A 24475-nucleotide genomic window follows, 5' to 3' on the forward strand; every position below is an offset into this window, starting at 1 on the left:
CAGGCGGCCACGCGGGGCTCAGGACGGCGAAGGTCGCCCGGTCGTGGACGCGGGCTCGGGTGCGGGCGCCGCCTCGGGTTCCGGCAGCCGCCGTACGGCGAAGACGGTGGTGTCGTCGCCGAGGCGACCGCGGGTGTGCCGCAGCACGCCCTCGCGGACCCGGCGCACCAGCCGCCGGGGCGCGGCCCGCCCGGGGTCGGCGGCCACCGCCCGCGCCACATCTCGCGCCAGCGGGTAGAACTCCCCGGCGCGGTCACGGGCCTCGGTCACGCCGTCCGTCACCATCAGCAGCGTCTCGTCCGTCCCCAGCCGTTCCCGGCAGGCGGGCACCTCCTCCCCACCGGGCGCCAGGTCCGCCGTGAGGTCGCCGAAGCCGATCGGCAGCCGCTCCCCGCCGGGCAGCGGGCGCACCCCGTGCGGGCCCACGGCGAGCGGCGGATCGTGGCCGAAGTTGATCATCTCGACGACGTCCGGGGCGTCCGGGGGGAAGCCGAGCAGCAACGCGGTGGCGAACCGGTCCCCGTCGTACTGGCCGAGCGCGGCGGTGTGGCCCCGGTGGCGGCACATCCGCACCTCCAGCCGGTCGGCGACGGTCTCCAGGTCGGGCTCGTGGTAGGCCGCCTCCCGGAACGTGCCGAGCAGCGCGGCCGCCGTCTCCACCGCGCCGAGCCCCTTGCCCTGCACGTCCCCCAGCAGCACCCGGGTGCCGTGCGGGCTGGGCTGGATGTCGTAGAAGTCGCCGCCCACCCGCGCGTCCACGTCGGCGGCCAGATACACGCCCGCGTGCTCCAGACCGGCCCAGTTCGGCGGCAGCGGGCGCAGCACCGTACGGCGGGTGGTCTCGGCGATGTCCCGCATGTGCAGGCCCTGCCGCTCCCGGCGCACCCGCACCACGGACGCGATCACCGCGAGCGCCCCGCCGAACGCCAGCAGCACGAAGTCGGCGGTGCCCGCCCGGTACCGCTCGGGGAAGGCGGTGTCCACGGCGAGGTAGGTGACGAGCGACAGCAGGGCGAACGTGATGGTCGCGCCCACCCCGCAGATCGCGGCGGCGATGCTCGGGACCAGGATGATCCAGGAGACGACGCGGAACTGCTCCCCGGTCCGGAAGTCCACCAGCACGATGGCCGCCAGCAGCACCAGCGGCACCAGCCAGGCCGCGCCCCGGCCGAAGATCCGCCGCCGCTCGCGACGGCCCCGGTACTCCATCTCGGTCACGAGCCCCATCTCCGTCCCGAGACCGCGCGCGGGTAGCGACGGGCCGCCGTCCTCGGACACCTCCGGGGACCACCGTCCCCGAAGGACACCTCCGGGGAACCAGAGGAGCACCTCAGCGGAACCAGCGGAACACGGACCGATCCCGGCCGCATCCGGACCGCGTCACCCACCCGGCCGAGTTGCCGGGCCGTCGCCGCAGGTGTGCCCTGGAAGGCGGGGCCGGCGACGCACGGCCCGAAGCGGCGAGACGAGGAGAGAGGAGCGCTCTCATGGCTCACGCGGCACCCGCGCCCGGCGCGCTGCCCCGAGGCGACCGCAAGGACGCCCCGGCCACGGTCAACCTGCCCCCCGACATCTTCGACGCCCGCACCCACCGCATGGCCAGGGTCGCGGTACCGGTGCTGCTGGCTCTGGTCTACGGCTACTGGGCGGCGTCCAACCGGCGCGGCGGCGGCCCCGTCACCGGCTGGAACCTGCTCTTCGGGGTCCTCACCGCACTGGTCTTCGCGGTGGTGCTCTTCGCCGTGCTGACCGTCGCGCCCCGGCTGCGCCGCGAACAGCACGCGCTGCTGTGGGCGGTGTTCATCGGCGTCTCCTTCGGCTTCCTCTACAACCAGGCGGGCGCCTCCCTGGTCCGCTCGGTGGGCATCCCGCTGCTGGTGGCGGGGGTGACGTTCGTCGTGTGCTTCTACCGCTTCTACACCCGCGAGGACGCCGCCGGGGACCGCGTCCACTGAGCCGCCGGGGACCGCGAGACCGGGGGAGCCCGTCCCCCGAACGCACCCCCACCGCTCGCGCCGCACGGCCGCCGGGACTTGCCTGGAGGAGTGCACCCCCGCCTCCGGAGTGCCCTGTCGGCCGTGCTGATCGCCCTGTCCTGCCTCCTCGTGCCCTTCGGCGCACCGGCGGCCTGGGCGGCGTACACGCTCACCGACACGGGCCGGTACGTCACCACGATGGCACCGCTCGCCGCCGACCCGGCCGTGCGGGACGCCGTCGCGGAGACCGTCGGCGACGGCATCCTGCGTGAGGTCGACCAGCGCGCGGACATGACCCCCGTACACGGGTCGGTGGGCCCCTTCGTCCGGGACGCGGTGCGCTCCTTCACCCACACCCGCGCCTTCCGGCTCGCCTGGGACACCGGCAACCGGGTCACCCACGACGCGGTGCTGCGCGCGCTGCGCGAGGACGCCCCGATGGGCGGCGCCCCCCGCGCGGTCACCGTCGACCTGGCCCCCGTCACCGCCCAGGTCAAGGCGCAGCTCGCCGAGGACCACATACCGCTCGCCGCCCGCATCCCGGTCCGCCACACCGAGGTGCCGGTGCTCCCGGCGGGCGAGCTGACCCGGTACCGCAAGGGATTCCACATGCTCGAAGTCGCCGGTCTGTGGCTGCCGGTGGCAGCCGTCGTGTTCGCCGCCGCCGGGATCGCGCTGGCCGTGCGCCGCCGCCGCGCCGTCGTCGCCACCGCGCTGGGCACCGCGCTCGGCGGCGCCCTGCTCGGCCTCGCCCTGACCGCGGGCCGCGCCCTCACCCTGGCCGACCTCCCGGCCGACGTGCCGCACCCGGTCGCGGGCGCGGTCTACGACGCCCTCACCTCCGGTCTGCGCACCGTCTCCTGGCTCCTGCTGGTGCTGGGCCTGGCGGTGGCGCTGACGGCGTGGCTGACCCGGCGGCGCTCCGCCCGCCGCCGGGGAGTGGGAGGCGGGAAGTCCGCGGGTTCGCCCGCGCGGACCCGGGCGCGGGTCTGAGGGGGCCGGCGCCCACGGGGTGACGGTGGCCAACCTTTCGGGCGGGCGGGGCGGTTGAGGGGACACACCCCCGAAGTGGACATAATGGGCGCATGCCCCGAGAGTTCCCCATCGGCCTCACCCCGCCCGACTGGCTGGTCCGGAACCTCCGCCCGCAGCAGGCACCCGTCAACCGGGCCGCCGTCGCACGGGCCGCCGTCGCGATGGCGCTGCCGCTCGCGATCGGGTTCGCGTCCGGACGGCCCGCGCTCGGCGCACTCGCCTCCATGGGCGCCCTGAACGGCGTCATCGGCGACACCGCCGACGCGTACCGGATGCGCGTCATCACCATCGCCGTCCCCCAGCTCACCGGCGCCGTCGGCGTCATCCTCGGCCAGCTGGTCTTCGGGCAGGGCTGGTACGCCGTCGCCGTGGTCACCGGGGTCGCGCTGGTCTCCGGGATGATCTCGACCATCGGCGCGGTGGCCTCCGTGTCGGGACTGCTGCTCCTGCTCAACTGCGTGGTCGGGGCCGGACTTCCGCTGCCCCACCCCTGGTGGCTGGCGCCGCTGCTGATGACCGGGGGCGGCCTGCTGGTGCTGGCCCTCGCCCTGCTGGCGTGGCCGCTGCGGGCCGGGGTGCCGGAACGGGCGTCGGTGGCGGGCGCCTACCGCAGGGTGGCCGACCTGCTGGACGACGCCTGTGACGACGACCGCTACATCGGCGCCCGCTTCGACGTCACCCGCTCGCTGAACCAGGCGTACGACCTGATCCTCGGCCACCGCGCCCGGCACCACGGCCGCAGCGAGGAACTCACCCGCCTACTGGCCCAGTTGAACGCGATCACCCCGGTCGTCGAGGCCGCCCCCGCCGTCCATCTCACCGGCCGCCCGCTGCCCCCGCAGATCCCCGAGGCGGTGCGCGAGCTGGCTCGCGCGGTCGAGACCGGCGACACGGCGGGCCTGCGCCTGCCGAGGCTGCCCCTCGCCCTCACCGAGACCGAACGCGCCGTCGACCACGCCCTGCGGCACCTCGCCGAGGTGGTCACCTCGCCCTCGGTGGACCCGCGCGGCATCGACGAACGCACCGTCGCCCTCCACGTACGCACCGCCCGCGCCGCCCGGGACGCGGTGCTGACCGCGAACTCCTGGCGCTACGGCCTGCGTCTCGCCGTCTGCATCGGCATCGCGCAGGCCCTGGTCTCCCTCGTGGCGGTCCCCCGCTCGTACTGGGTCGCGCTGACCATCACCTTCGTCCTCAAGCCCGACTTCGGCTCGGTCTTCTCCCGCGCCCTGCTGCGCGCGCTCGGCACGGTGGTGGGGCTGGTGATCGCGGCGGCGGTCCTGGCGGAGGTGCCGATCGGCTGGTGGGACGTCCCGGTGATGCTGCTGCTCGCGCCGCTCGTCCCGGCGCTCACCCCGCGCGGCTACGGCTTCCAGACGGCCGCCATCACCCCGGTGATCCTCCTGCTCTCCGACATCCTCAACCGCCAGGGCACCGGCCTGCTGCTGCCCCGGCTGCTGGACTCCCTGATGGGCTGCGCGATCGCCCTGGTCGCGGGCTATCTCCTCTGGCCGGAGAGCTGGCACACCCGCGTCGGCGACCGGCTCGCGGACGCGGTCGAGGACACGGCGGCGTACGTGAGGACGGCGTTCGGCACCGAGCAGGACCCCGCCCACCGCACCCGGATGCGCCGCCGCCTCTACCGCGACCTGTCCACCATCCGGACGGAATTCCAGCGCGCGCTGACCGAACCCCCGCCCACCGGACGGCGCGCCGCGGCATGGTGGCCGCTGGTGGTCGCCGTGGAACGGATCGTCGATGCGACGACAGCGGCCCGCGTCCGCGTCCACCACGGTGCACCCCCGCCGTCCCCGGCGGAAGTGCACCAAGTGGTACGCCAACTCGGTGAATTGGCGGAGGGCGTCCGCGAGGCCGACACCCTCACCGCCTTCCCCACCCACCTGACCGGCCCGGCGGGCAGCGTGCTGGAACCGGTACGACAAGAAGTGGCGGCCGCGAGAGCCATCGCCACACCACACTGACGGGCCGCTAACCTAACGTGGCCGTCCTGGCCAGGGATCTACGGCGACAACTCACGCAAAGGGGTGCGCACATGGGCATTCTCAGTCTCCTGCGGAACGCGTTCGGCCGAGGACGCAAAGGGCGTCCCGACGAGGCGGAGACTGCGGACCAACTCCCGACCCCTCGCCAGGAACACGACCTGGTAACAGCGGCGTTCGACACCCCACGGGTCCCGGCCCAGGGCGCCGTACGGGAAGAAACGGAACCGCCGAAGACGGACAGCACGGCTACGCCGGACACGGCAGCGCCGCAGCCGGAGACCTCGGCTGCGGCGGAGTCGCCGGAGGCGAAGGCCCCGGCCACGCCGGAAGCCCCGGCCGAGGTGAAGACGCCGGAGACGGAGACCACGCCCGCGTCCGAGACCCCGGCCGAGGTGGAGACGCCGGAGACGGAGACCCCGGCCTCGGTGGAGTCGGCGGACACTGCGATCTCGTCGGAGACGGAAGCGCCGAAGACCGAATCAGCGCCCGTGCCCGTCACGGAAGCCCCCGCCACGGCGGAGACCGCGCCCGCAGCGGAAGCTCCGGTCGCCGCTGAGCCCGAGGCCCCGCAGGACGAGGCGAAGGCCGAGACGGCCGAAGCTCCGGAGGAGCAGGCGGCGGAGCCGGACCCCCTGGCCATGGCGGCCCCGGCGATCGAGCCCCTGATGATGGAGCCCGCCATCATCGACGCGGACCCGGAGGTCGTGGTCCCCCAGCAGCGCACCGAGCCCCTCCCGGAAGCCGAGGCGGAGCACGACCAGCCGGCCATCCCCGAGCAGCCCACGGAACCGTCCGCCGACGCCCTGACGGAGCCGGAAACACCGGACCCCACCCCGGCCGCAGAGCCCGCACCGAACGCCGAGCCCACCCCGGCCCCCACGCCGGAGGCGAAGGCCGAGCCCGAGCCCGAGGCGAAGGCCGAGCCCGAGGCAAAGCCCGCGCCGGAGGCCGAGCCCACCCCAGCCCCCGCGCCGAAGGCGCAGGCCGAGCCCGAGGCAAAGGTCCCCGCCGAGCCCGAGCCGAAGGCGAAGGCCGAGCCCGAGCCCGAGGCGAAGCCGAAGTCCGAGCCGGAGGCGACGGCCGGGCCGGAGGCCGCCACCACCCCCGCCCCCGAGGCCGCCGACGCTCCCGCACCCCCGCAGGCGGCACCCGCACCCGACAACGCATCCCGCACGGGTGGTGCGGGTGGGAACACGACCGAGGCCGAGGGCGCAGCCGAGGCCGAACCGCTCGCCGACACTCCCTCCGCCGAGGCCGAACCGCCCGCCCACACTCCCTCCGCCGAGGCCGAACCCCCCGCCGACACCCCTTCCGCCGCGGCAGCCACCCTCACCAAGACCAACCTCACCGGCCAAACAGCGAAGCTCTACCTCGTACTCGACCGCTCCTCGAGCATGCGCCCGTACTACAAGGACGGCTCCGCCCAGGCCCTCGCCGACCAGACGCTCGCCCTCGCGGCCCACCTGGACGAGGACCCCACCGTCCACGTGGTCTTCTTCTCCACCGAGGTCGACGGCACCACCGACCTCACCCTCACCGAGGACCACACCGCCAAGATCGACGAGACGCACGCGACCCTCGGCCGCATGGGCCGTACCAGCTACCACGCCGCCGTGGAAGCCGTACTCGCCCACCACGACAAGCACCACACCCCCGAGGACAACGCCCTGGTCGTCTTCCAGACGGACGGCGCCCCCGACGCCAAGACCCCCGCCACCCTGGCCCTGACGAACGCGGCGAAGAGCCACCCCAGGGTCTTCTTCTCGTTCGTCGCCTTCGGTGACCCGGACAGCAAGGCGTTCGACTACCTCCGCAGGCTCAGGACCGCCAACACGTCCTTCTTCCACGCGGGCCCGACCCCCCGCGAGCTGACGGACACCGAGCTGTACGAGGGCGTACTCGCCGCCTGGCGCCCATAACCCCCGTCCCACCCCCGATGCCGCCCGCGTCCCACCCCGTAAAACGGGAGGCGGGCGGCATACACACGTCGGCTACGATTTCAAGGTTCGTACCCGTAGCGACCTGGGAGCAGCCCCCGATGGCTCGACACCTCATCACCAGCGCCCTTCCGTACATCAACGGGATCAAGCACCTGGGCAACATGGTGGGGTCCATGCTCCCGGCGGACGTGTACTCCCGGTACCTCCGCCAGCGCGACCACGACGTCCTGTACATCTGCGCGACCGACGAGCACGGCACCCCCGCCGAGCTGGCCGCGAAGGAGCGGGGCCTGCCGGTGGACGAGTTCTGCGCGCAGGCGCACGACGCGCAGAAGGCGGTGTACGACGGCTTCGCGCTGGCCTTCGACTACTTCGGCCGCAGCTCCTCCGCCGAGAACCGCGACATCACCCAGCACTTCGCGCGGAAGCTGAACGAGAACGGCTTCATCGAGGAGCGGGCGATCCGCCAGGTCTACTCGCCCACCGACGGCCGCTTCCTGCCGGACCGCTACGTGGAGGGCACCTGCCCGCACTGCGGCTACGACAAGGCCCGCGGCGACCAGTGCGAGAACTGCACCCGCGTGCTGGACCCGACCGACCTGATCGAGCCGCGCTCGGCGATCTCCGGCTCCACGGACCTGGAGGTGCGCGAGACCAAGCACCTCTTCCTCCTCCAGTCCAAGCTGCAGCACGAGGTCGAGGAGTGGGTGGCCCGGCACGAGCAGGACTGGCCGCAGCTGGCCTCCTCCATCGCCCGCAAGTGGCTGACCGAGGGCCTGCACGACCGCGCGATCACCCGTGACCTGGACTGGGGCGTGCCCGTCCCGGCCGACACCTGGCCGGAGCTGGCCGCCGAGGGCAAGGTCTTCTACGTCTGGTTCGACGCGCCGGTGGAGTACATCGGGGCGACGAAGGAGTGGGCGGACCAGGACCCGGAGAACCGGGACTGGAAGTCCTGGTGGTACGAGGCTGACGACACCGTCCGCTACACCCAGTTCATGGCGAAGGACAACGTCCCGTTCCACACGGTGATGTTCCCGGCGACCGAGCTGGGCGTGCGCGAGCCGTGGAAGAAGGTCGACTACGTCAAGGCGTTCAACTGGCTGACGTACTACGGCGGCAAGTTCTCCACCTCGCAGAAGCGGGGCGTCTTCACCGACCAGGCGCTGGACATCCTGCCCGCGGACTACTGGCGCTACTTCCTGATCGCCAACGCCCCCGAGTCGGACGACTCGTCCTTCACCTGGGAGCACTTCACGGCCACGGTCAACAAGGACCTCGCCGACACCCTGGGCAACTTCGTCAACCGCGTCCTCTCCTTCTCCCGCAAGCGCTTCGGCGACGAGGTCCCGGCGGGCGGCGAGCCCGGCGAGGCGGAGACGCGCCTCGGCGAGGAGATCGCCTCGCTGCTGGCGGAGTACGAGACCCAGATGGAGGCGCTCCAGTTCCGCAAGGCGGCCTCCGCCCTGCGCGCCCTGTGGTCGGCCGGAAACTCCTACCTGGAGGAGAAGGCCCCCTGGCTGGAGATCAAGACCGACAAGGACGCGGCGGCCCTCACCCTCCGCACCGCGATGAACCTCATCCACCTCTACGCGGTGGTCTCGGAACCCTTCATCCCGGCGTCCTCGGCGGCGATGCGCGCGGCGTTCGACCTCCCGTCGGACACGGCCACCTGGACCACCCAGGAAGAGGCCAAGTCCCTCACCACGGTCCCCGTAGGCACCCCCTTCACCGTCCCCCCGGTCCTCTTCGCCAAGCTCACGGACGAGGACCTGGAGACCTACAAGGAACGCTTCGGCGGCACAGACGCCTGACGCAGCCCCTCCCGGCTGGCGCCGACTCCTCGGGGGTCGGCGCCAGCCGCATGTCCCCTTCCCCTCTGGAACGTTCCCTCGCCCCTCGAACGAGTGAACACAGCCCGCATCCCGGCCAGATCCGACAACCACGCCCCTAGCGTGCACAAATGGTCAGATCAGCCCATGAGGGCATGCACCGCATCTTCGAGGAGCGCCCGCAGATCCTGGCGCCCGCCTTCGGAGCGCTGGGCATCGCAGGTGCGTGGCATTCCCGTACCCGACGACATCCGCGAGCGGATCACCACCTGCATCGACCCGGTTCGCGTGAGCGGATGGCTCGACCGCGCGGAGACCGTCGAACGCGCCGAGGACCTCTTCACCGACACCCCGGAGGCGCCGGAGGCGGTCTGAGCTGGGGTGGGTCTGGCAGAGTACGGGTGCCGTGAGTGCTTCTGAGATCCATCAGCGTCTGCTGGCCGATGTCGTCAGCGCCGGGAGCTCCCATGGGCTCGTGCTGGCCGGGGGGTATGCGCTGGAGGGGCATGGGGTGGTGCGGCGGGAACACGGGAACCTCGACTTCGCCACCGAGAGCGGGGAGGCGATGGAGGGCGTCGCCCACGGGCTCGCCGCCGCGCTGGAGGTGCGGGGGCGGACCGTGCGGGTGGAGGCGGTCACCCCGCTCACCGCTCAACTCGTCGTCGGTGATCCGCGGAGCGGGGAGGACGTCGATCTCGCGCTGCACAAGGAAGCCTTCTGGCAGCCGCCCGAGCTGACCGCGTATGGGCCCGCCCTCTCGCTCGCGGACGCCGTCGGGACGAAGATCCGGGCGCTGTACGACCGGGGAGCGGCCGTCGATCTGGTCGACGCGCGGGCGGCGGCCGAGCGGTTCTCGCTGCCGGAGCTGGAGGAGCTGGGGCGGAGACACGCCTACGACGTGTTCGACCTGCCCACCCTGCAGGAGCGCCTCACCGGCACCGACTTCTACTCGGACTTCGAGTTCCTCCGCTACGGCCTCCCCCGCCACGAGGTCGGCCCGCTGCGCGCCTGGGCCCAGCACTGGTCCGACGACATCGGTGAGCGGCTGCTGGAGGACGGCGCCGATCCTGATCAGGGCGAGGAATAGGAATGGCCCGGCTCCCTCGATCGAGGGAGCCGGGCCGATCCAGAACTTACCTACTTACTCACCTACTTCGGCTGCGGCTTCCTGATGTTCAGGTGCAGCTCGCGCAGGCGGGTCTCGTCCAGCTCGGTGGGGGCGCCCATCATGAGGTCCTGGGCGTTGCCGTTGAGCGGGAAGGAGATCGTCTCGCGAATGTTCGGCTCGTCCGCGAGGAGCATGACGATGCGGTCCACGCCGGGGGCGATGCCGCCGTGCGGCGGGGCGCCGAAGCGGAACGCGCGGAGCATGCCGGCGAACTTGTCCTCGACCGTGTCCCGGTCGTAGCCCGCGATCTCGAACGCCTTGAGCATGATGTCCGGCTCATGGTTCCGGATGGCGCCGGAGGAGAGCTCCACACCGTTGCAGACGATGTCGTACTGCCAGCCCAGGATGTCCAGCGGGTCCTGGGTCTCCAGGGCCTCCAGGCCGCCCTGCGGCATCGAGAACGGGTTGTGGGAGAAGTCGAGCTTCCCCGTCTCCTCGTCCCGCTCGTACATCGGGAAGTCGACGATCCAGCAGAACCGGAAGACGCCGTCCTCGAACTGGTCCGCGCGCTTGGCCGCCTCGACGCGCACCGCGCCCATGATCTTGGAGACCTCGTCGAACTCGCCCGCGCCGAAGAACACCGCGTGGCCGGGGGCCAGCGACAGGCGCTTGGTCAGCTCGGCGACATTGTCCTCGGTGAGGAACTTGGCGATCGGGCCGGTCAGCGAACCGTCCTCGCCGACGCGCACCCAGGCCAGGCCCTGTGCGCCCTGCGAGACGGCGAACTCGCCGAGACCGTCGAAGAACTTGCGGCTCTGGCCCGCGACGTCCGGCACCGGCAGGGCCCGCACGTGCTTGCCCGCGAACGCCTTGAACGCCGAGCCCTCGAAGACATCGGTGATGTCCACGAGTTCCAGCTTGGCGCGCAGATCCGGCTTGTCGGAGCCGTACTTGAGCATCGCCTCGCGGAACGGGATGCGCGGGAACGGCGAGGTGACGTGGCGGCCGCCGCCGAACTCCTCGAACAGCTCGGTCATGAGCTTCTCGATCGGCTGGAAGACGTCCTCCTGCTCGACGAAGCTCATCTCGACGTCGAGCTGGTAGAACTCACCCGGCGAGCGGTCCGCACGGGCATCCTCGTCACGGAAGCAGGGCGCGATCTGGAAGTACCGGTCGAAGCCGGAGATCATCAGCAGCTGCTTGAACTGCTGCGGCGCCTGCGGCAGGGCGTAGAACCGGCCCGCGTGGACGCGCGAGGGCACGACGTAGTCGCGGGCGCCCTCGGGGGAGGTGGCGGACAGGATCGGCGTGGCCATCTCGTTGAAGCCCATCGCGGACATCTTCTGACGCATGGCGGAGATGACCGCCGTGCGCAGCATGATGTTGCGGTGCATGCGCTCACGGCGCAGGTCCAGGAAGCGGTACTCCAGGCGCCGCTCCTCGTTGACCCCGTCCTCGGCGTTGATCGTGAAGGGCAGCGGGGCGGCGGCGCCCAGCAGCTCGACCTCCGCGACCTCGACCTCGATCTCACCGGTCGGCAGCTCGGGGTTCACGTTCTCGGTTCCACGTGAAACAACGCTGCCGTCGATACGGACCGTGGACTCCTTGGAGATGGAGTCCAGCGCCTCGTACGCGGGGGTGCCGGGACGGGCGACGAGCTGCGTGATGCCGTAGTGGTCACGCAGATCGATGAAGAGGATGCCGCCCAGGTCGCGCCGATTGTGCAGCCAGCCACTCAGCCGGACGTCGGTACCGACGTCGGAGGCGCGGAGCTGGCCGCAGGTGTGGGACCTGTACCGATGCATCGTCGTTCATCGTCCTTCGTTGGGGTTCTTCGCCGGAAGTGTGCTCTCCTCCGGCCAGAACGGGCACGGGGCCCGGACCCATCAAGGGTACCGGGCACGCCATGATCGCCTCCCCACCATTACCGTCGGCCGATCAACGGTGGCAGCGGAGGGGACGAGCTTCTTAAAGTGGGGCAATGCGCACAGGCGAGCCACTGCCGTCCGTGGGGGACGTCCTCGTCTCCCTCGCCACCGGTCTCTGGCAGTGGAGCACGGCCACGGAGCTGGTCACCGTGGACGCGGAGGCGGCGCGGCTGCTGGGGCTGCCCGCCCGCCGCACCACCCTCACCGAGAACCAGGCCCGCGCCCGGATGCACCCCTCGGACTGGCACGAGATCACCGGGGTCATCCCGCTCGCCGTGGCCCGGGGCACGCTCGCCGAGGTGCGCATCCGGGTCGTGGACGCGGACGGCCGCACCGTCCGGGTGGTGCGCAGCCGCTCCAAGCCCGCCTTCGACCGGGAGCGACGGGCGTACGAGCTGATCGGCACCCTGCAGGAGGTCATCGAACCTGCACCGGGCACGTCCTCGGCACGCAGCGCGATCACCGGGGACTGGCGGCGCTCCCGTGAGGCGTTCCTGCTGGACGCGGGCCGCGCGCTGGCCGAGGCGCGGTCGACGGCGGAGGTGCTGCGGGTCGCGGCCACGCTGTCGATGCCGGGCTTCTCCCCGGACGGGCTCGCGGTGTTCGGCGTGGAGGGCGACCGGCTGACGATCATCGGCCACCACGGCTATCTCCCCGGCGACGACGGCCCCTTCACCCAGATGCCGCTGGCCACGGACTATCCGGCCGCCGAGGTGGCCCGTACCGGCCAGGCCGTCTATCTCTCCACACCCGGCGAGTACCGGGACCGCTATCCGACGTCCTGGCCGCTGGCCGAGCAGTTCGGCCGCCACTCGTGGGCGTTCCTGCCGCTGACGCTGGGCGGGCGGACGCGGGGCGCGTGGATGGCGGCGTTCAGCGACCGGGTGGCGTTCACCCCGGACGAGCGGGCGGTGCTGACCACGGTCGCGCGGATGCTCGCCCAGGCGCTGACCCGCGCGGGCGACGCGGAGACCCAGCGGGAGCTGTCGGAGGGGCTCCAGCGCTCCATGCTGCCCTCGCTGATCCCGGAGATCCCCGGCATGAGCGTGGCCGCGCGCTACATCCCGACCGGCGGCGGCCTCCAGGTCGGCGGCGACTGGTACGACATGATCCCGCTGCCCGGCGGGGTCTCCCCGACCACCGCCCAGGGCGGCCGGTTCGCGCTGGTCATCGGGGACGTACAGGGGCACGACGTACGGGCGGCGGGCCTGATGGGCCAGCTGCGGATCGCGCTGCGGGCGTACGCCGCCGAGGGGCACCGCCCGGACGCGGTGCTGTCCCGTGCCTCCCGCTTCCTGCACGGGATCACGCACGACGAGCAGCTGACCGACCTGCGTTTCGCCACCTGCCTGTACGCGGAGGCCGACCCGGCGACCGGCCGCCTGGAGGTCGCCCGCGCCGGGCATCCGGAGCCGGTGATCCGGCTGGCCGACGGCACGGTGGTGCTCAGGCCGACCGCGGGCGGGCTGCCACTGGGCGTCGACCCGGACGGGGACTATCCGACGACCCGGTTCACGCTGGAGCCCGGCGAGACGATGATGCTGTGCACCGACGGCCTGATCGAGACCGGCGGCCACGACATGGAGAGCGGCTGGCGCCGTCTCCGGGCCATCCTGGAGCAGTTCGGCGCCGAGGAGTCGGAGCGCGAGAACGGTCTGGAGGGGCTCGCGGACGCGCTGGTGCAGGGGGTGCACGGGCCCTCCTCGCACCACACCACCGGCCCGCTGACCGACCGCCGCGAGGACGACATCGCGCTGCTCCTGCTGTTCCGCTCCGGGGAGAGCTGGGGGCTCAGCGGCGGCCCGGCGGCCACGGCCCGGACCCGGGTGCGCAGCACGCTGCTGTCGGTGGCGCAGGACGAGCCGGAGCGGATCGCGGAGGCCCGCCAGCATCTGCGCGAGCTGCTGCACGACTGGACCCCGGGCGAGCAGGTGGACGCGGCGGTGCTGCTGATCTCCGAGATGATCACCAACGTGCTGGTGCACACCGACGACGACGCGCTGCTGCTCGCGGAGATCTTCGGCGAGCACGGGTCCCGGCGGCTGCGCGTCCAGGTCACCGACGGCGGCGACGACCTCCCGCACAAGCGCCGCCCCGGCGAACTGGCCTCCTCCGGCCGCGGCCTGATGCTGATCGAGATGCTCGCCGACGCCTGGGGGGTCGAGCCGCGCGGCGAGGGCAAGAGCATCTGGTTCGAGCTGTACGAGCGGGCCGAGGACGAGGACTGACGGGGCGGGCAGGACACCCCCTGCGGTGAGCGGGCGCATGCCGGGTCGGCGGAACGGTCACCGCTCGAGGAGTTCGGCCAGCATGGCGCTGGTCGCCTGGTCAGCCGGCAGGAACGCCTCAAGTCGTAGTTCGGCGATGGTGACGTCGATGGCGGTGCCGAAATGGGTGAGCGTGGTGATGAGCGTCAGCTCCCTGCCGTCGGCCGGATCAGGTGCCCGCAGGCGCAGCGGTACGGCGAAGCCGAGGTGGTGCGGTGACTCGCGCGGACGCGGTGGAGCCAGGTCGGTGAGTTCGGAGGCCAGGCGCCCGAGTCGGTCGTCCGGGTTGCGCACGCTCTCGGCCTGGATGCGGTCGATGACGTGCCACGCCCACTCGTCGAAGTTGACGATGCGTGGCGCGAGGCCCTGCGGATGCAGCAACATCCGGGGAACGCTCACCGGCGGTACGAGCAGCTGCGGGGCCACCCCGGCGGTGAGCGCGTGGAAGGCGGCGTTGGCCGAGACGAGGTCACCGTGCCGGTCGACGACCACCGCCGGGTACGGCAGGTGGCCGTGCAGTATCCGTTCGAGGGCGGTGTGGATCGGTTCGAGCCGGGGGTCGTCCAGCCGGGTCTGCGGGTAGACCGGTGCGAATCCGGCCGCGAGGAGCAGTTCATTGCGCTCGCGGATCGGCACCTCCAGGGATTCCGCCAGCCGGATGATCAATGACCGGCCGGGGGCCGACCGTCCGCTCTCGATGAAGCTGACGTGCCGCTGCGTGGTTCCGGCACGTACGGCCAGTTCCAACTGGCTCACGCGCCGCCGAGTGCGCCACTCACGCAACGCTCCGGCGAGCCCGCCTCTGGTCGGTTCGCTGATCACCCCTCTTGTGTAACCCGATCGGCTGCCGATCCGCGATTCCCTGCGGGGAATTGCCGCGCGACGGCCGACGCAGCACGGTCGTTGCCGCACGCCGACCATTCGCAACCGAGGGGAACGACCATGGCTGACATCGAAATGGTGCGCAGTTACCACGTCGGCACCGGCGGCGGTATCGACGGCCTGTCGCTGCGCACGCACGAACCACGCACACCCGAGGAGGGGGAGGTCGCGGTCGCGGTCCACGCCGCCTCGCTCAGCTTCCGCGAACTCCTGGTGGTACGCGGAGAGTACGTGCTGCCCGTCAAGCCGGACGTCGTACCGGTCTCGGACGGTGCCGGCGAGGTCGTCGCCGTCGGGCCGGATGTCCGGCGGGTGCGCCCAGGTGACCGCGTCGCCGCCGGGGTGTTCCCGCGGTGGCTGGAAGGCCCGCTGGAACCGGCATACCTGCCGCAACTGGGCGGCTCGCTCGACGGAATGCTGACCGAGCTGGCCATCCTCCCCGAGGACGCCCTCGTGCACATCCCCGACCACCTCTCCTACGCCGAGGCGGCCACTCTTCCCTGCGCCGCCGTCACGGCGTGGAACGCCCTGACCGGCGACGGCCGCGGAATCCAGTGCGGGCAGACCGTGTTGGCCACCGGTTCCGGCGGCGTGTCGCTGTTCACGGTGCAGTTCGCCAAACTCCTGGGCGCGCGAGTGATCGCCACGACAAGCCGCGCGGACAAGGAACAGCGCCTTCGCGATCTGGGAGCCGACGAGGTCATCAACTACCGCGACATCCCGGACTGGCACACCGCCACCCGTGAACTCACCGCCGGGCGAGGGGTCGACCGCGTCGTCGACACCGCCGGAACGCTGGAGCAGTCGCTGAAGTCACTCGCCGTCGGTGGACACGTCGCCTTCGTCGGGTCCGTCTCCGGCGACTGGCCCCCGGTCGACCCCCGTCTGCTGTTCGGCGTCGCCGCTACGGTCCGCGCGGTGGCCGTCGGCAGTCGCGCCCAGTTCACCTCGATGAACGACGTCATCACCGCGCATCGGCTCCGACCCGTCCTCGACCAGGTGTTCCCGTTCGAAGAGGCCGTGGCAGCGTACGGGTACTACGCATCGGCCGGCCCGTTCGGAAAGGTGGTCATCAAGATCGGATAGTCGGCGCGCATGCCCGCGCCTGCACCTGGTGTGTCCCCTCCACGGCCTGCTAGGGAGTCTCGTGCGGGGTGCCGTACCGCTCGCGGAGTTCCTGGACGACGCCGAAGACGGCCGCGGTCAGCGGGACGGCGAGGAGCATGCCGAGGATGCCCGCGACGGAGGCGCCCGCGGTGATCGTCAGCATCACCACGGCCGGGTGCATCTGCACGGTGCGGCTCTGGATGGCCGGCTGGAGCACGTGCCCCTCCAGCACCTGGACCGCGAGGACCACGCCGAGCGCCCAGAGCGCGATCACGAAACCCCGGTCCGCGAGGGCGACCAGGACGGCGACCGCGCCGGAGAGGAAGGCGCCGAGATAGGGGATGTAGGCGGCTACGAAGACGAGCGCGCCCAGCCCCACCGCGCCGGGTACGCGCAGGATCAGCAGGCCGACGGTGATGCAGACGGCGTCGATGAGCGCGATGATCGTCGTCCCGCGCATGAACCCCTCGACCGCCTCGAAGGCCCGGCGGGCCATGGCCTCCACCACGTCGGCGGTGCCGGAGGGCGCGAAGCCGCGCAGGGAGCGCAGGGCGCGGTGGGAGTCGCGCAGGAAGAAGAAGACCAGCAGCAGGGCCAGTACGGCGATGGCGATGGACTCGCCGACGACGCTGACCCCGCTGATGACGTTGGAGACGGCGGTGCCGCCGAACTTGCCCAGCAGCTCGCGGGCGTTGCCCGCCAGGTCGTCCAGGCCGGTACCGGCGGCGCCGAAGTGACGGGCGATGGCCTTGGCGGCGTCCCGCAGCGAGGCCACGATCTCGTCGCCGGTGTCCACGAGGGCGGCGACCACGATGTAGACCGCCCCGCCGACCACGGCCACGACCGCCACGCAGGTCAGCGCGGCGGCGATGCTGGCGTTCAGCTTCATCTTCAGCAGCCAGCGGTACAGCGGGCCCAGCAGGGCGGTGCCGAGGAGGGCGAGCAGTACGGGGGTGACGGCGGTACGCAGCTCCCCGCACAGCCGGATGCCGACCCAGCCGAGGGCTGCCGCCAGCAGCAGCACGGCACACCACGCGGCGAACCGGCGTACGGGTACGGGGAGAAGCTGCACGCTTCCAGCGGAGCACGCCGTGGGTCCAGGTGCCCTGCTGGGCGGGCCAGGAGGGTGAGGCGCCCTCTCTCCGCGTGCCGTCCCAGGGGGCTCCCGCCCCCTGGATCCCCGGCCTGTGCCCACCCACCACCCGGCTCGGTGGGTCGAGTGGTGGGCGAGAAACACGTGTTCAGGCCATCGGTATCAGCCCCGCGGCCCGCTCTCCGTCATCCCGTGCACCGCCGGCACCGTGCCCAGGCGGCCCTTCTGGAAGTCCTCGAACGCCTGCATGAGCTGGTCCTTGGTGTTCATGACGAACGGGCCATAGTGGGCCATGGGCTCACGGATGGGCTGTCCGCCGAGGAGGACGACCTCGAGGTCCGGGGTGTTGGAGTCCTGCTTCTCGTCCGCGCGGACGGTCAGCGCGCCCCCGGAGCCGAAGACCGCGGTCTGTCCGGTGTGCACCGGACGGCGCTCCGCGCCCACCGTGCCGCGCCCGGCGAGGACGTAGGCGAGGCCGTTGAAGTCCTCGCGCCACGGCAGGGTGATCTCGGCGCCCGGTGACACCGTCGCGTGGATCATCGTGATCGGCGTGTGCGTGATGCCGGGACCCGCGTGCCCGTCCAGCTCACCGGCGATGACGCGCAGCAGCGCGCCGCCGTCGGGGGTGGTGAGCAGCTGCACGCTGCCGCCGCGGATGTCCTGGTAGCGCGGCGCCATCATCTTGTCCTTGGCGGGGAGGTTCACCCACAGCTGGAGGCCGTGGAAGAGACCGCCCGACACCACCAGGTGCTCCGGCGGGGCCTCGATGTGCAGCAGCCCCGAGCCCGCGGTCATCCACTGGGTGTCGCCGTTGGTGATGGTGCCGCCACCGCCGTTGGAGTCCTGGTGGTCGAAGATCCCGTCGATGATGTAGGTGACGGTCTCGAAGCCGCGGTGCGGGTGCCAGGGGGTGCCCTTCGGCTCGCCCGGCTGGTACTCCACCTCGCCCATCTGGTCCATCATGATGAACGGGTCGAGGTGGCGGTAGTTGATCCCGGCGAACGCGCGGCGCACCGGGAACCCCTCGCCCTCGAAGCCGCTCGGCGCGGTCGTCACGGTCAGCACCGGACGCGATACGGCGTCGGCGGGCGCGGTCACACGGGGCAGCGTCAACGGGTTCTCGACGGTCACTGCAGGCATGGTCGGTACCTCCTTGTGGACCCAGTTTAGTTGAGCATTGAACTTTCTGCCAGCCACAACACAGGAGGCCCGGAGGTAATTCCCTCCGGGCCTCATCACTGATGACAGGGGCTAGCCGTACATCCGGCGCATCGCGAAGTCGACCATCTGCTCCACCGCCTTGGCGTCGAACACCATCCGGTGCTCGCCCTCCATGTCGACCACGAAGCCGTAGCCGGTGGGGAGCAGGTCGATCACCTCGGCGCCGGTGATCACGAAGTACTTGGACTCCTTGCCCGCGTACCGGCGCAGCTCCTTGAGCGAGGTGAACATCGGGATCACCGGCTGCTGGGTGTTGTGCAGGGCGAGGAAGCCGGGGGTGTCACCGCGCGGGCAGTACACCTTGGACGTGGCGAAGACCTGCTGGAAGTCCTCGGCGGGCATCTGCCCGGTGGTGAAGGCGCGCACCGCGTCCGCCAGCGAGGGCGCGGACGGCTCCGGGTAGAGCGGCGGCTGCTGGCCGTACCCGCCGACACCACCCGGCTGCTGCTGCGGCGGCACGTACTGCTGCTGGGCGCCCACGTTCTGGTCGTAGCCGTACATGGGCGCAAGAGTACCGAGCGCGGGCGGCGGGGTCAGGAGAGCGGTGGACCCTTCTCACACCCGGCGGGGTTGCGTCTTATTACCGACGGGTAGCATCATCGTAGCTACTTACTGGTACGTGATCAGTCCGCGAGGAGTCAGTGCCTCGCCGAGTCCGTGATGGAGTCACCATGGGGCACTACAAGTCCAACCTCCGCGACATCGAGTTCAACCTCTTCGAAGTCCTCGGCCGCGACAAGCTCTACGGCACCGGCCCGTTCGAGGAGATGGACACCGACACCGCCAAGTCCGTCCTCGCGGAGCTGACCCGCCTCTCGGAGAACGAGCTGGCGGAGTCCTTCGTGGACGCCGACCGCAACCCGCCGGTCTTCGACCCCGAGACCAACACCGCGCCGGTCCCGGCCTCGTTCAAGAAGAGCTACAAGGCCTTCATGGACTCGGAGTACTGGCGGCTCGGCCTGCCCGAGGAGATCGGCGGCACCAACACCCCGCCGTCCCTGATCTGGGCGTACGCGGAGCTGGTGCTCGGCGCCAACCCGGCGATCTGGATGTACTCCTCCGGCCCGGCGTTCGCGCGCATCCTCTTCGAGGAGGGCACCGAGGAGCAGAAGAAGTGGGCTCAGATCGCGGTCGAGAAGACCTGGGGCTCCACCATGGTCCTCACCGAGCCGGACGCCGGTTCGGACGTGGGCGCCGGCCGCACCAAGGCCGTGCAGCAGGAGGACGGCTCCTGGCACATCGAGGGCGTGAAGCGCTTCATCACCTCCGGTGAGCACGACATGGAGGAGAACATCCTCCACTACGTGCTGGCGCGTCCCGAGGGCGCCGGTCCCGGCACCAAGGGCCTCTCCCTCTTCCTCGTGCCGAAGTTCCTCTTCGACGGCGAGTCCGGCGAGCTGGGCGAGCGCAACGGCGTCTACGCCACCAACGTCGAGCACAAGATGGGCCTCAAGGCGTCCAACACCTGCGAGATGACGTTCGGCGACCGCCACCCCGCCAAGGGCTGGCTGATCGGCGACAAGCACGACGGCATCCGCCAGATGTTCCGCATCATCGAGTTCGCCCGCATGATGGTCGGCACGAAGGCCATCTCGACCCTGTCGACCGGCTACCTCAACGCGCTGGAGTACGCCAAGGAGCGCGTCCAGGGTCCCGACCTCGCGAACTTCATGGACAAGAAGGCGCCCAAGGTCACCATCACCCACCACCCCGACGTGCGCCGCTCGCTGATGACGCAGAAGGCGTACGCCGAGGGCATGCGCGCCCTCGTGCTGCACACCGCCTCCGTCCAGGACACGATCGCGGTCAAGGAGGCCAACGGTGAGGACGCCACGGCCGACCACGCGCTGAACGACCTGCTCCTGCCGATCGTGAAGGGCTACGGCTCCGAGAAGGGCTACGAGCAGCTCGCGCAGTCGCTCCAGACCTTCGGCGGCTCCGGGTTCCTCCAGGAGTACCCGATCGAGCAGTACATCCGCGACGCCAAGATCGACACCCTCTACGAGGGCACCACCGCGATCCAGGGCCAGGACTTCTTCTTCCGGAAGATCGTCCGCAACCAGGGCGCCGCGCTGAACGGCATCGCCGAGGACATCAAGAAGTTCCTGGCGCTGGCCACCGGTGGCGAGGAGCTCTCCGGCGCCCGCGCGCACCTGGCCAAGGCGGCCGTGGAGCTGGAGGCGATCGTCGGCCTGATGCTGACCGACCTCGCGGCCACCGAGCAGGACGTCAAGAACATCTACAAGGTGGGCCTCAACACCACCCGCCTGCTGCTGGCCTCCGGTGACGTGATCGTCGGCTACCTGCTGCTGCGCGGTGCCGCCATCGCCGCCGAGAAGCTTCAGACGGCCTCGGCCAAGGACAAGGCGTTCTACACCGGCAAGATCGCGGCGGCGAAGTTCTTCGCGGCCAACGTCCTGCCCGGCGTCACCCTGGCCCGCAAGATCTCGGCCGACGTCGACCTGGACCTGATGGAGCTGGACGAGGCCGCGTTCTAGTCCTCGCCCCTCCCTCTCCGCACACCGTCGCGGGCCCGCTCCCTCCTACCGGGGAGCGGGCCCGCGCTCGTCGTTAAGGTAAACGCCATGAGCGCACCGTCCCGCTTCGACCGCGGCCACACCGACGACCTGATGGCCTTCCTGGCGGCGAGCCCGACGCCGTACCACGCCGTGGCGAACGTCGCCGCGCGGCTGGACGAGGCGGGCTTCACCCGGGTCACCGAGACCGAGGCGTGGGACACCCCCGCGGGCACCGGCAGCGGCGGCCGGTACGTGCTGCGCGGCGGCGCGGTCATCGCCTGGTACGTCCCCGAGGGCGCCACCCCGCACACCCCGTTCCGGATCATCGGCGCGCACACCGACTCCCCGAACCTCCGGGTCAAGCCCGAGCCGGACACCGGTGCGCACGGCTGGCGCCAGGTCGCGGTGGAGATCTACGGCGGGCCGCTGATGAACTCCTGGCTCGACCGCGACCTCGGCCTCGCGGGCCGTCTCACCCTGCGCGACGGCAGCACGGTGCTGGTCGACATCGACCGCCCGCTGCTGCGGGTGCCGCAGCTCGCCATCCACCTGGACCGCTCGGTCTCCACGGACGGCCTCAAGCTCGACAAGCAGCGCCACCTCCAGCCCGTGTGGGGCCTCGGGAACGACGTCCGCGAGGGCGACCTGATCTCCTTCCTGGAGGAGGAGGCCGGCCTGGACGCCGGTTCGGTGGCGGGCTGGGACCTCATGACGTACCCCGTCGAGGCGCCCGCCTACCTGGGCCGCGACCGCGAGCTGGTCGCCGGGCCCCGGATGGACAACCTGCTGTCCGTGCACGCCGGTACGGCCGCGCTGATCGCCGCCGCGACTTCCGGGGAGACCCTCACCCACATCCCGGTCCTGGCCGCCTTCGACCACGAGGAGAACGGCTCCCAGTCCGACACCGGCGCCGACGGCCCGCTGCTCGGCGGCGTCCTGGAGCGCTCGGTGTTCGCGCGCGGCGGCTCCTACGAGGACCGCGCCCGCGCCTTCGCGGGCACCGTCTGCCTCTCCTCCGACACCGGCCACGCCGTGCACCCCAACTACGCGGAGCGGCACGACCCCACGCACCACCCGCGGGTCAACGGCGGCCCGATCCTCAAGGTGAACGTCAACAACCGCTACGCCACGGACGGTTCGGGCCGCGCGGTGTTCGCCGCCGCGTGCGAGCGGGCCGGGGTGCCGTTCCAGACGTTCGTCTCCAACAACTCGATGCCCTGCGGCACCACCATCGGCCCCATCACCGCGGCCCGCCACGGCATCAGCACCGTCGACATCGGCGTGGCGATCCTCTCCATGCACAGCGCGCGCGAACTCTGCGGCGTCGAGGACCCGTTCCTGCTCGCCGAGGCCCTGACGGCCTTCCTGGAGGGCTAGTTGATGGTGCGGTCGGTGGGCTAGTCGGCCGGATGAGGGGTATCCGCCGAACGGGGCCGGAGAGTCCGGACCCCTTTAGGGGAGGCAGGATCTCATGGGCCTCGGCGGATGCATCATCCTCATAGCCGTGGGAGCGATCCTCACATTTGCCACCGACTGGCACATGAGCGGCGTCAACCTCGACCTGGTCGGCGTCATCCTCATGGCCGTCGGCCTCATCGGCCTGGTGGCCTTCACCGGCATGGCCAGGCGCCGCCGCGTGGTGGTCCCGGCCACCCGCGTGGTGGAGGAGGAGCGGCACACGCCGCGCGACGGCTATTCGGACGGCTACGGCGCCTGAGTCAGCGCCCGTCGCCCGCGGCACCCGCATCCAGACCGGCCAGCACCAGCGGCAGCCGGTCCGACGCGCCCTCGACGATCCGGACCGGGACACCCCAGTCCTGCTGGTGGACATGGCAGGCCGGGTACTCGTTGGCAGGGTCGTCGTCGCAGGACGCGGCCATCGCGGAGACGTGCAGCACGCCCTCGGTGACGGCCGGATCGAGCTCCAGTTCCCGGCTCAGGTCGCTGTCCGCGCCCTCGCCCTTGAGCAGCAGCTCGGGCGGGGTCGCGGAGACCAGCAGCCGGGTCGAGGGGCCGTAGCGGGTGTCCAGCTTCTGGCCCGCAGGGGCCTGGAAGATCACGTCCAGCCGCAGTCGGCCGGGCGCCACCTCGGTGGCGGCGCGCTGCGTGCGGTGGGCGACCGCCTCGACGCGGACCGCCTCCTCGGGCAGCCGCAGCCGGGTCAGCCGGTGGCGGGCCGACTCCACCACCACGATGTCGTCGCCGACGAGCACGGCGTCGCTGGGCTCGCGCAGATCGGTGGCCAGCGTGGTGACCTCGCCGGTGGCGGGGTCGTAGCGGCGCAGGGCGTGGTTGTAGGTGTCGGCCACGGCGACCGAGCCGTCCGGCAGCGCGGTGACGCCCAGCGGGTGCTGGAGCAGGGCCTGTCCGGCCGCGCCGTCCCGGTGGCCGAAGTCGAACAGACCGGTGCCGACGGCGGTGTGCACGGCGCCGTCGAGGTCCACCCAGCGCAGCGCGGAGGTCTCGGAGTCCGCGAGCCACAGCCGGTCGGCGGTCGCCGTGAGGCCGGAAGGCTGCGCGAACCACGCCTCGGCGCCGGGCCCGTCCACCAGACCCTCGTTGGTGGTACCGGCCGCGACCCGCACGGTCCGCGCCGCCGGGTCGTACGTCCAGAGCTGGTGCACGCCCGCCATGGCGATCCACACCTGGCCGCCGAAGACGGCCACGTCCCAGGGTGAGGACAGCTCGACCTCGCGGGCCGGTCCCGAGGTGGGCGCGCCCTGCATCCACTGCTTGCCGGTGCCGGCCAGGGTGGTGACCGCGCCGGAGGCGAGGTCCAGGCGGCGCAGGGCGTGGTTCACGGTGTCGGCGACGACCACCGAGCCGTCGTCGAGCAGCGCGAGACCCTGCGGCTCGTTGAAGGACGCCTGCTCGGCGGAGCCGTCCGCGAACCCGCGCGCACCGGAGCCGATCCGGCGTACGACGCTCTCGCCGTCCTCGGCCAGCTCGACCAGCTGGTGCCGGGTGGTGTCGCTGACCAGGAAGTTCCCCGAGGGCAGCAGCAGCGCCTTGCCGGGGAAGCGCAGCACGGTCGGCTCCGGCTCCGGCGCCACGTAGGGGCCGTCGCCCCGGCGCAGGGTGCCCTTGGCCTCGTGCTCGGCCTCCAGCTCGGTCACCAGCCGCTCGATGGCGTGCACATGCCCCTCACCGGCGTGCTGGGCGACCACGTACCCCTCCGGGTCGATCACCACCAGCGTCGGCCAGGCGCGTACCGCGTACTGCTTCCAGGTGGCCAGCTCCGGGTCGTCCAGGACGGGGTGCTCCACGCCGTACCGCTCGACCGCGTCCACGACCGCCTGGTGCTCGGCCTCGTGCACGAACTTCGGGGAGTGCACGCCGACCACGACCACCGTGTCCGGGTGCCGCTCCTCCAGCTCGCGCAGCTCGTCCAGGACGTGCAGGCAGTTGATGCAGCAGAAGGTCCAGAAGTCGAGGACGACGATGCGTCCCCGCAGGTCGGCCAGGGTGTACTGCTGATCGCCGGTGTTCAGCCAGCCGCCCTTGCCGACCAGCTCGGGGGCACGGACACGGACACGTCGGGAAGCGGAGTCGTTCATGCTTCAA

19 protein-coding genes are annotated in these 24475 nt (G+C 71.7%); 12 read left to right on the forward strand and 7 right to left on the reverse strand.

Going from position 1 to position 24475, the window contains the following annotated elements:
* Positions 1–18: 18 nt before the first annotated feature.
* A complete protein-coding gene (locus ACIPPM_RS23060; protein WP_401450854.1) occupies positions 19–1227 on the reverse strand; it encodes a PP2C family protein-serine/threonine phosphatase in 1209 nt (402 codons plus the stop codon).
* Positions 1228–1487: 260 nt separating this feature from the next.
* On the opposite strand from ACIPPM_RS23060, the gene ACIPPM_RS23065 reads away from it, so the two are divergent.
* The 7 genes from ACIPPM_RS23065 (at position 1488) to ACIPPM_RS23095 (ending at position 9873) form a co-directional block, all read left to right on the forward strand.
* Complete coding sequence (locus ACIPPM_RS23065; protein ID WP_401450857.1) at positions 1488–1955, forward strand: hypothetical protein; 468 nt, start codon at positions 1488–1490, stop codon at positions 1953–1955.
* Between the two features lie 90 nt (positions 1956–2045).
* The gene (locus ACIPPM_RS23070) at positions 2046–2969 is read left to right on the forward strand and encodes a hypothetical protein (RefSeq protein ID WP_401450859.1); all 924 of its coding nucleotides are present in this window, start codon (positions 2046–2048) and stop codon (positions 2967–2969) included.
* A gap of 92 nt (positions 2970–3061) precedes the next feature.
* Entirely contained in the window at positions 3062–4993 is a 1932-nt protein-coding gene (locus ACIPPM_RS23075) for an FUSC family protein (protein ID WP_401450861.1), read from the forward strand.
* Positions 4994–5064: 71 nt separating this feature from the next.
* Entirely contained in the window at positions 5065–6933 is a 1869-nt protein-coding gene (locus tag ACIPPM_RS23080) for a VWA domain-containing protein (RefSeq protein ID WP_401450863.1), read from the forward strand.
* A gap of 119 nt (positions 6934–7052) precedes the next feature.
* On the forward strand, positions 7053–8768 hold the full coding sequence (metG, locus tag ACIPPM_RS23085) for a methionine--tRNA ligase (RefSeq protein ID WP_401450866.1): 1716 nt from the start codon (positions 7053–7055) through the stop codon (positions 8766–8768).
* A gap of 240 nt (positions 8769–9008) precedes the next feature.
* Positions 9009–9161, forward strand: coding sequence for a hypothetical protein (locus tag ACIPPM_RS23090; RefSeq protein ID WP_401450868.1), 153 nt, complete (start codon positions 9009–9011; stop codon positions 9159–9161).
* Positions 9162–9192: 31 nt separating this feature from the next.
* On the forward strand, positions 9193–9873 hold the full coding sequence (locus tag ACIPPM_RS23095) for a hypothetical protein (RefSeq protein ID WP_401450871.1): 681 nt from the start codon (positions 9193–9195) through the stop codon (positions 9871–9873).
* A gap of 62 nt (positions 9874–9935) precedes the next feature.
* Here the strand turns inward: ACIPPM_RS23095 and aspS are convergent, their stop codons facing one another.
* A complete protein-coding gene (aspS, locus tag ACIPPM_RS23100; protein WP_401450873.1) occupies positions 9936–11699 on the reverse strand; it encodes an aspartate--tRNA ligase in 1764 nt (587 codons plus the stop codon).
* Between the two features lie 176 nt (positions 11700–11875).
* On the opposite strand from aspS, the gene ACIPPM_RS23105 reads away from it, so the two are divergent.
* On the forward strand, positions 11876–14050 hold the full coding sequence (locus tag ACIPPM_RS23105; RefSeq protein ID WP_401450875.1) for a SpoIIE family protein phosphatase: 2175 nt from the start codon (positions 11876–11878) through the stop codon (positions 14048–14050).
* A gap of 57 nt (positions 14051–14107) precedes the next feature.
* Here the strand turns inward: ACIPPM_RS23105 and ACIPPM_RS23110 are convergent, their stop codons facing one another.
* Entirely contained in the window at positions 14108–14911 is an 804-nt protein-coding gene (locus tag ACIPPM_RS23110; RefSeq protein ID WP_401450877.1) for a helix-turn-helix domain-containing protein, read from the reverse strand.
* A gap of 120 nt (positions 14912–15031) precedes the next feature.
* On the opposite strand from ACIPPM_RS23110, the gene ACIPPM_RS23115 reads away from it, so the two are divergent.
* Positions 15032–16057, forward strand: coding sequence for an NAD(P)-dependent alcohol dehydrogenase (locus ACIPPM_RS23115; protein WP_401450879.1), 1026 nt, complete (start codon positions 15032–15034; stop codon positions 16055–16057).
* A 49-nt stretch (positions 16058–16106) separates the two neighbouring features.
* Here ACIPPM_RS23115 and ACIPPM_RS23120 read toward each other — a convergent pair whose 3' ends face one another.
* The 3 genes from ACIPPM_RS23120 to ACIPPM_RS23130 form a co-directional block, all read right to left on the reverse strand.
* Positions 16107–17150, reverse strand: coding sequence for an AI-2E family transporter (locus ACIPPM_RS23120; protein WP_401450881.1), 1044 nt, complete (start codon positions 17148–17150; stop codon positions 16107–16109).
* 183 nt (positions 17151–17333) lie between these two features.
* Positions 17334–18311, reverse strand: a complete 978-nt coding sequence (locus tag ACIPPM_RS23125) for a pirin family protein (protein ID WP_401450884.1) — start codon at positions 18309–18311, stop codon at positions 17334–17336.
* A 111-nt stretch (positions 18312–18422) separates the two neighbouring features.
* Positions 18423–18893, reverse strand: coding sequence for an SseB family protein (locus ACIPPM_RS23130; RefSeq protein WP_135787274.1), 471 nt, complete (start codon positions 18891–18893; stop codon positions 18423–18425).
* A 170-nt stretch (positions 18894–19063) separates the two neighbouring features.
* Between ACIPPM_RS23130 and ACIPPM_RS23135 the strand changes: the two genes are divergently transcribed.
* From ACIPPM_RS23135 to ACIPPM_RS23145, 3 genes are all read left to right on the forward strand, one after another.
* On the forward strand, positions 19064–20890 hold the full coding sequence (locus ACIPPM_RS23135) for an acyl-CoA dehydrogenase (RefSeq protein WP_401450887.1): 1827 nt from the start codon (positions 19064–19066) through the stop codon (positions 20888–20890).
* 87 nt (positions 20891–20977) lie between these two features.
* Positions 20978–22288: a M18 family aminopeptidase gene (locus tag ACIPPM_RS23140; RefSeq protein ID WP_401450890.1), complete on the forward strand. Its 1311-nt coding sequence runs from the start codon at positions 20978–20980 to the stop codon at positions 22286–22288.
* Between the two features lie 94 nt (positions 22289–22382).
* Positions 22383–22628, forward strand: coding sequence for a DUF6458 family protein (locus tag ACIPPM_RS23145; RefSeq protein WP_401450893.1), 246 nt, complete (start codon positions 22383–22385; stop codon positions 22626–22628).
* A gap of 1 nt (position 22629) precedes the next feature.
* Here ACIPPM_RS23145 and ACIPPM_RS23150 read toward each other — a convergent pair whose 3' ends face one another.
* The gene (locus ACIPPM_RS23150) at positions 22630–24468 is read right to left on the reverse strand and encodes a thioredoxin-like domain-containing protein (protein ID WP_401450896.1); all 1839 of its coding nucleotides are present in this window, start codon (positions 24466–24468) and stop codon (positions 22630–22632) included.
* Between the last annotated feature and the right edge of the window lie 7 nt (positions 24469–24475).

Source organism: Streptomyces sp. NPDC090119, from assembly GCF_044747085.1.
In the GTDB taxonomy this organism is placed as follows: Bacteria; Actinomycetota; Actinomycetes; order Streptomycetales; family Streptomycetaceae; genus Streptomyces.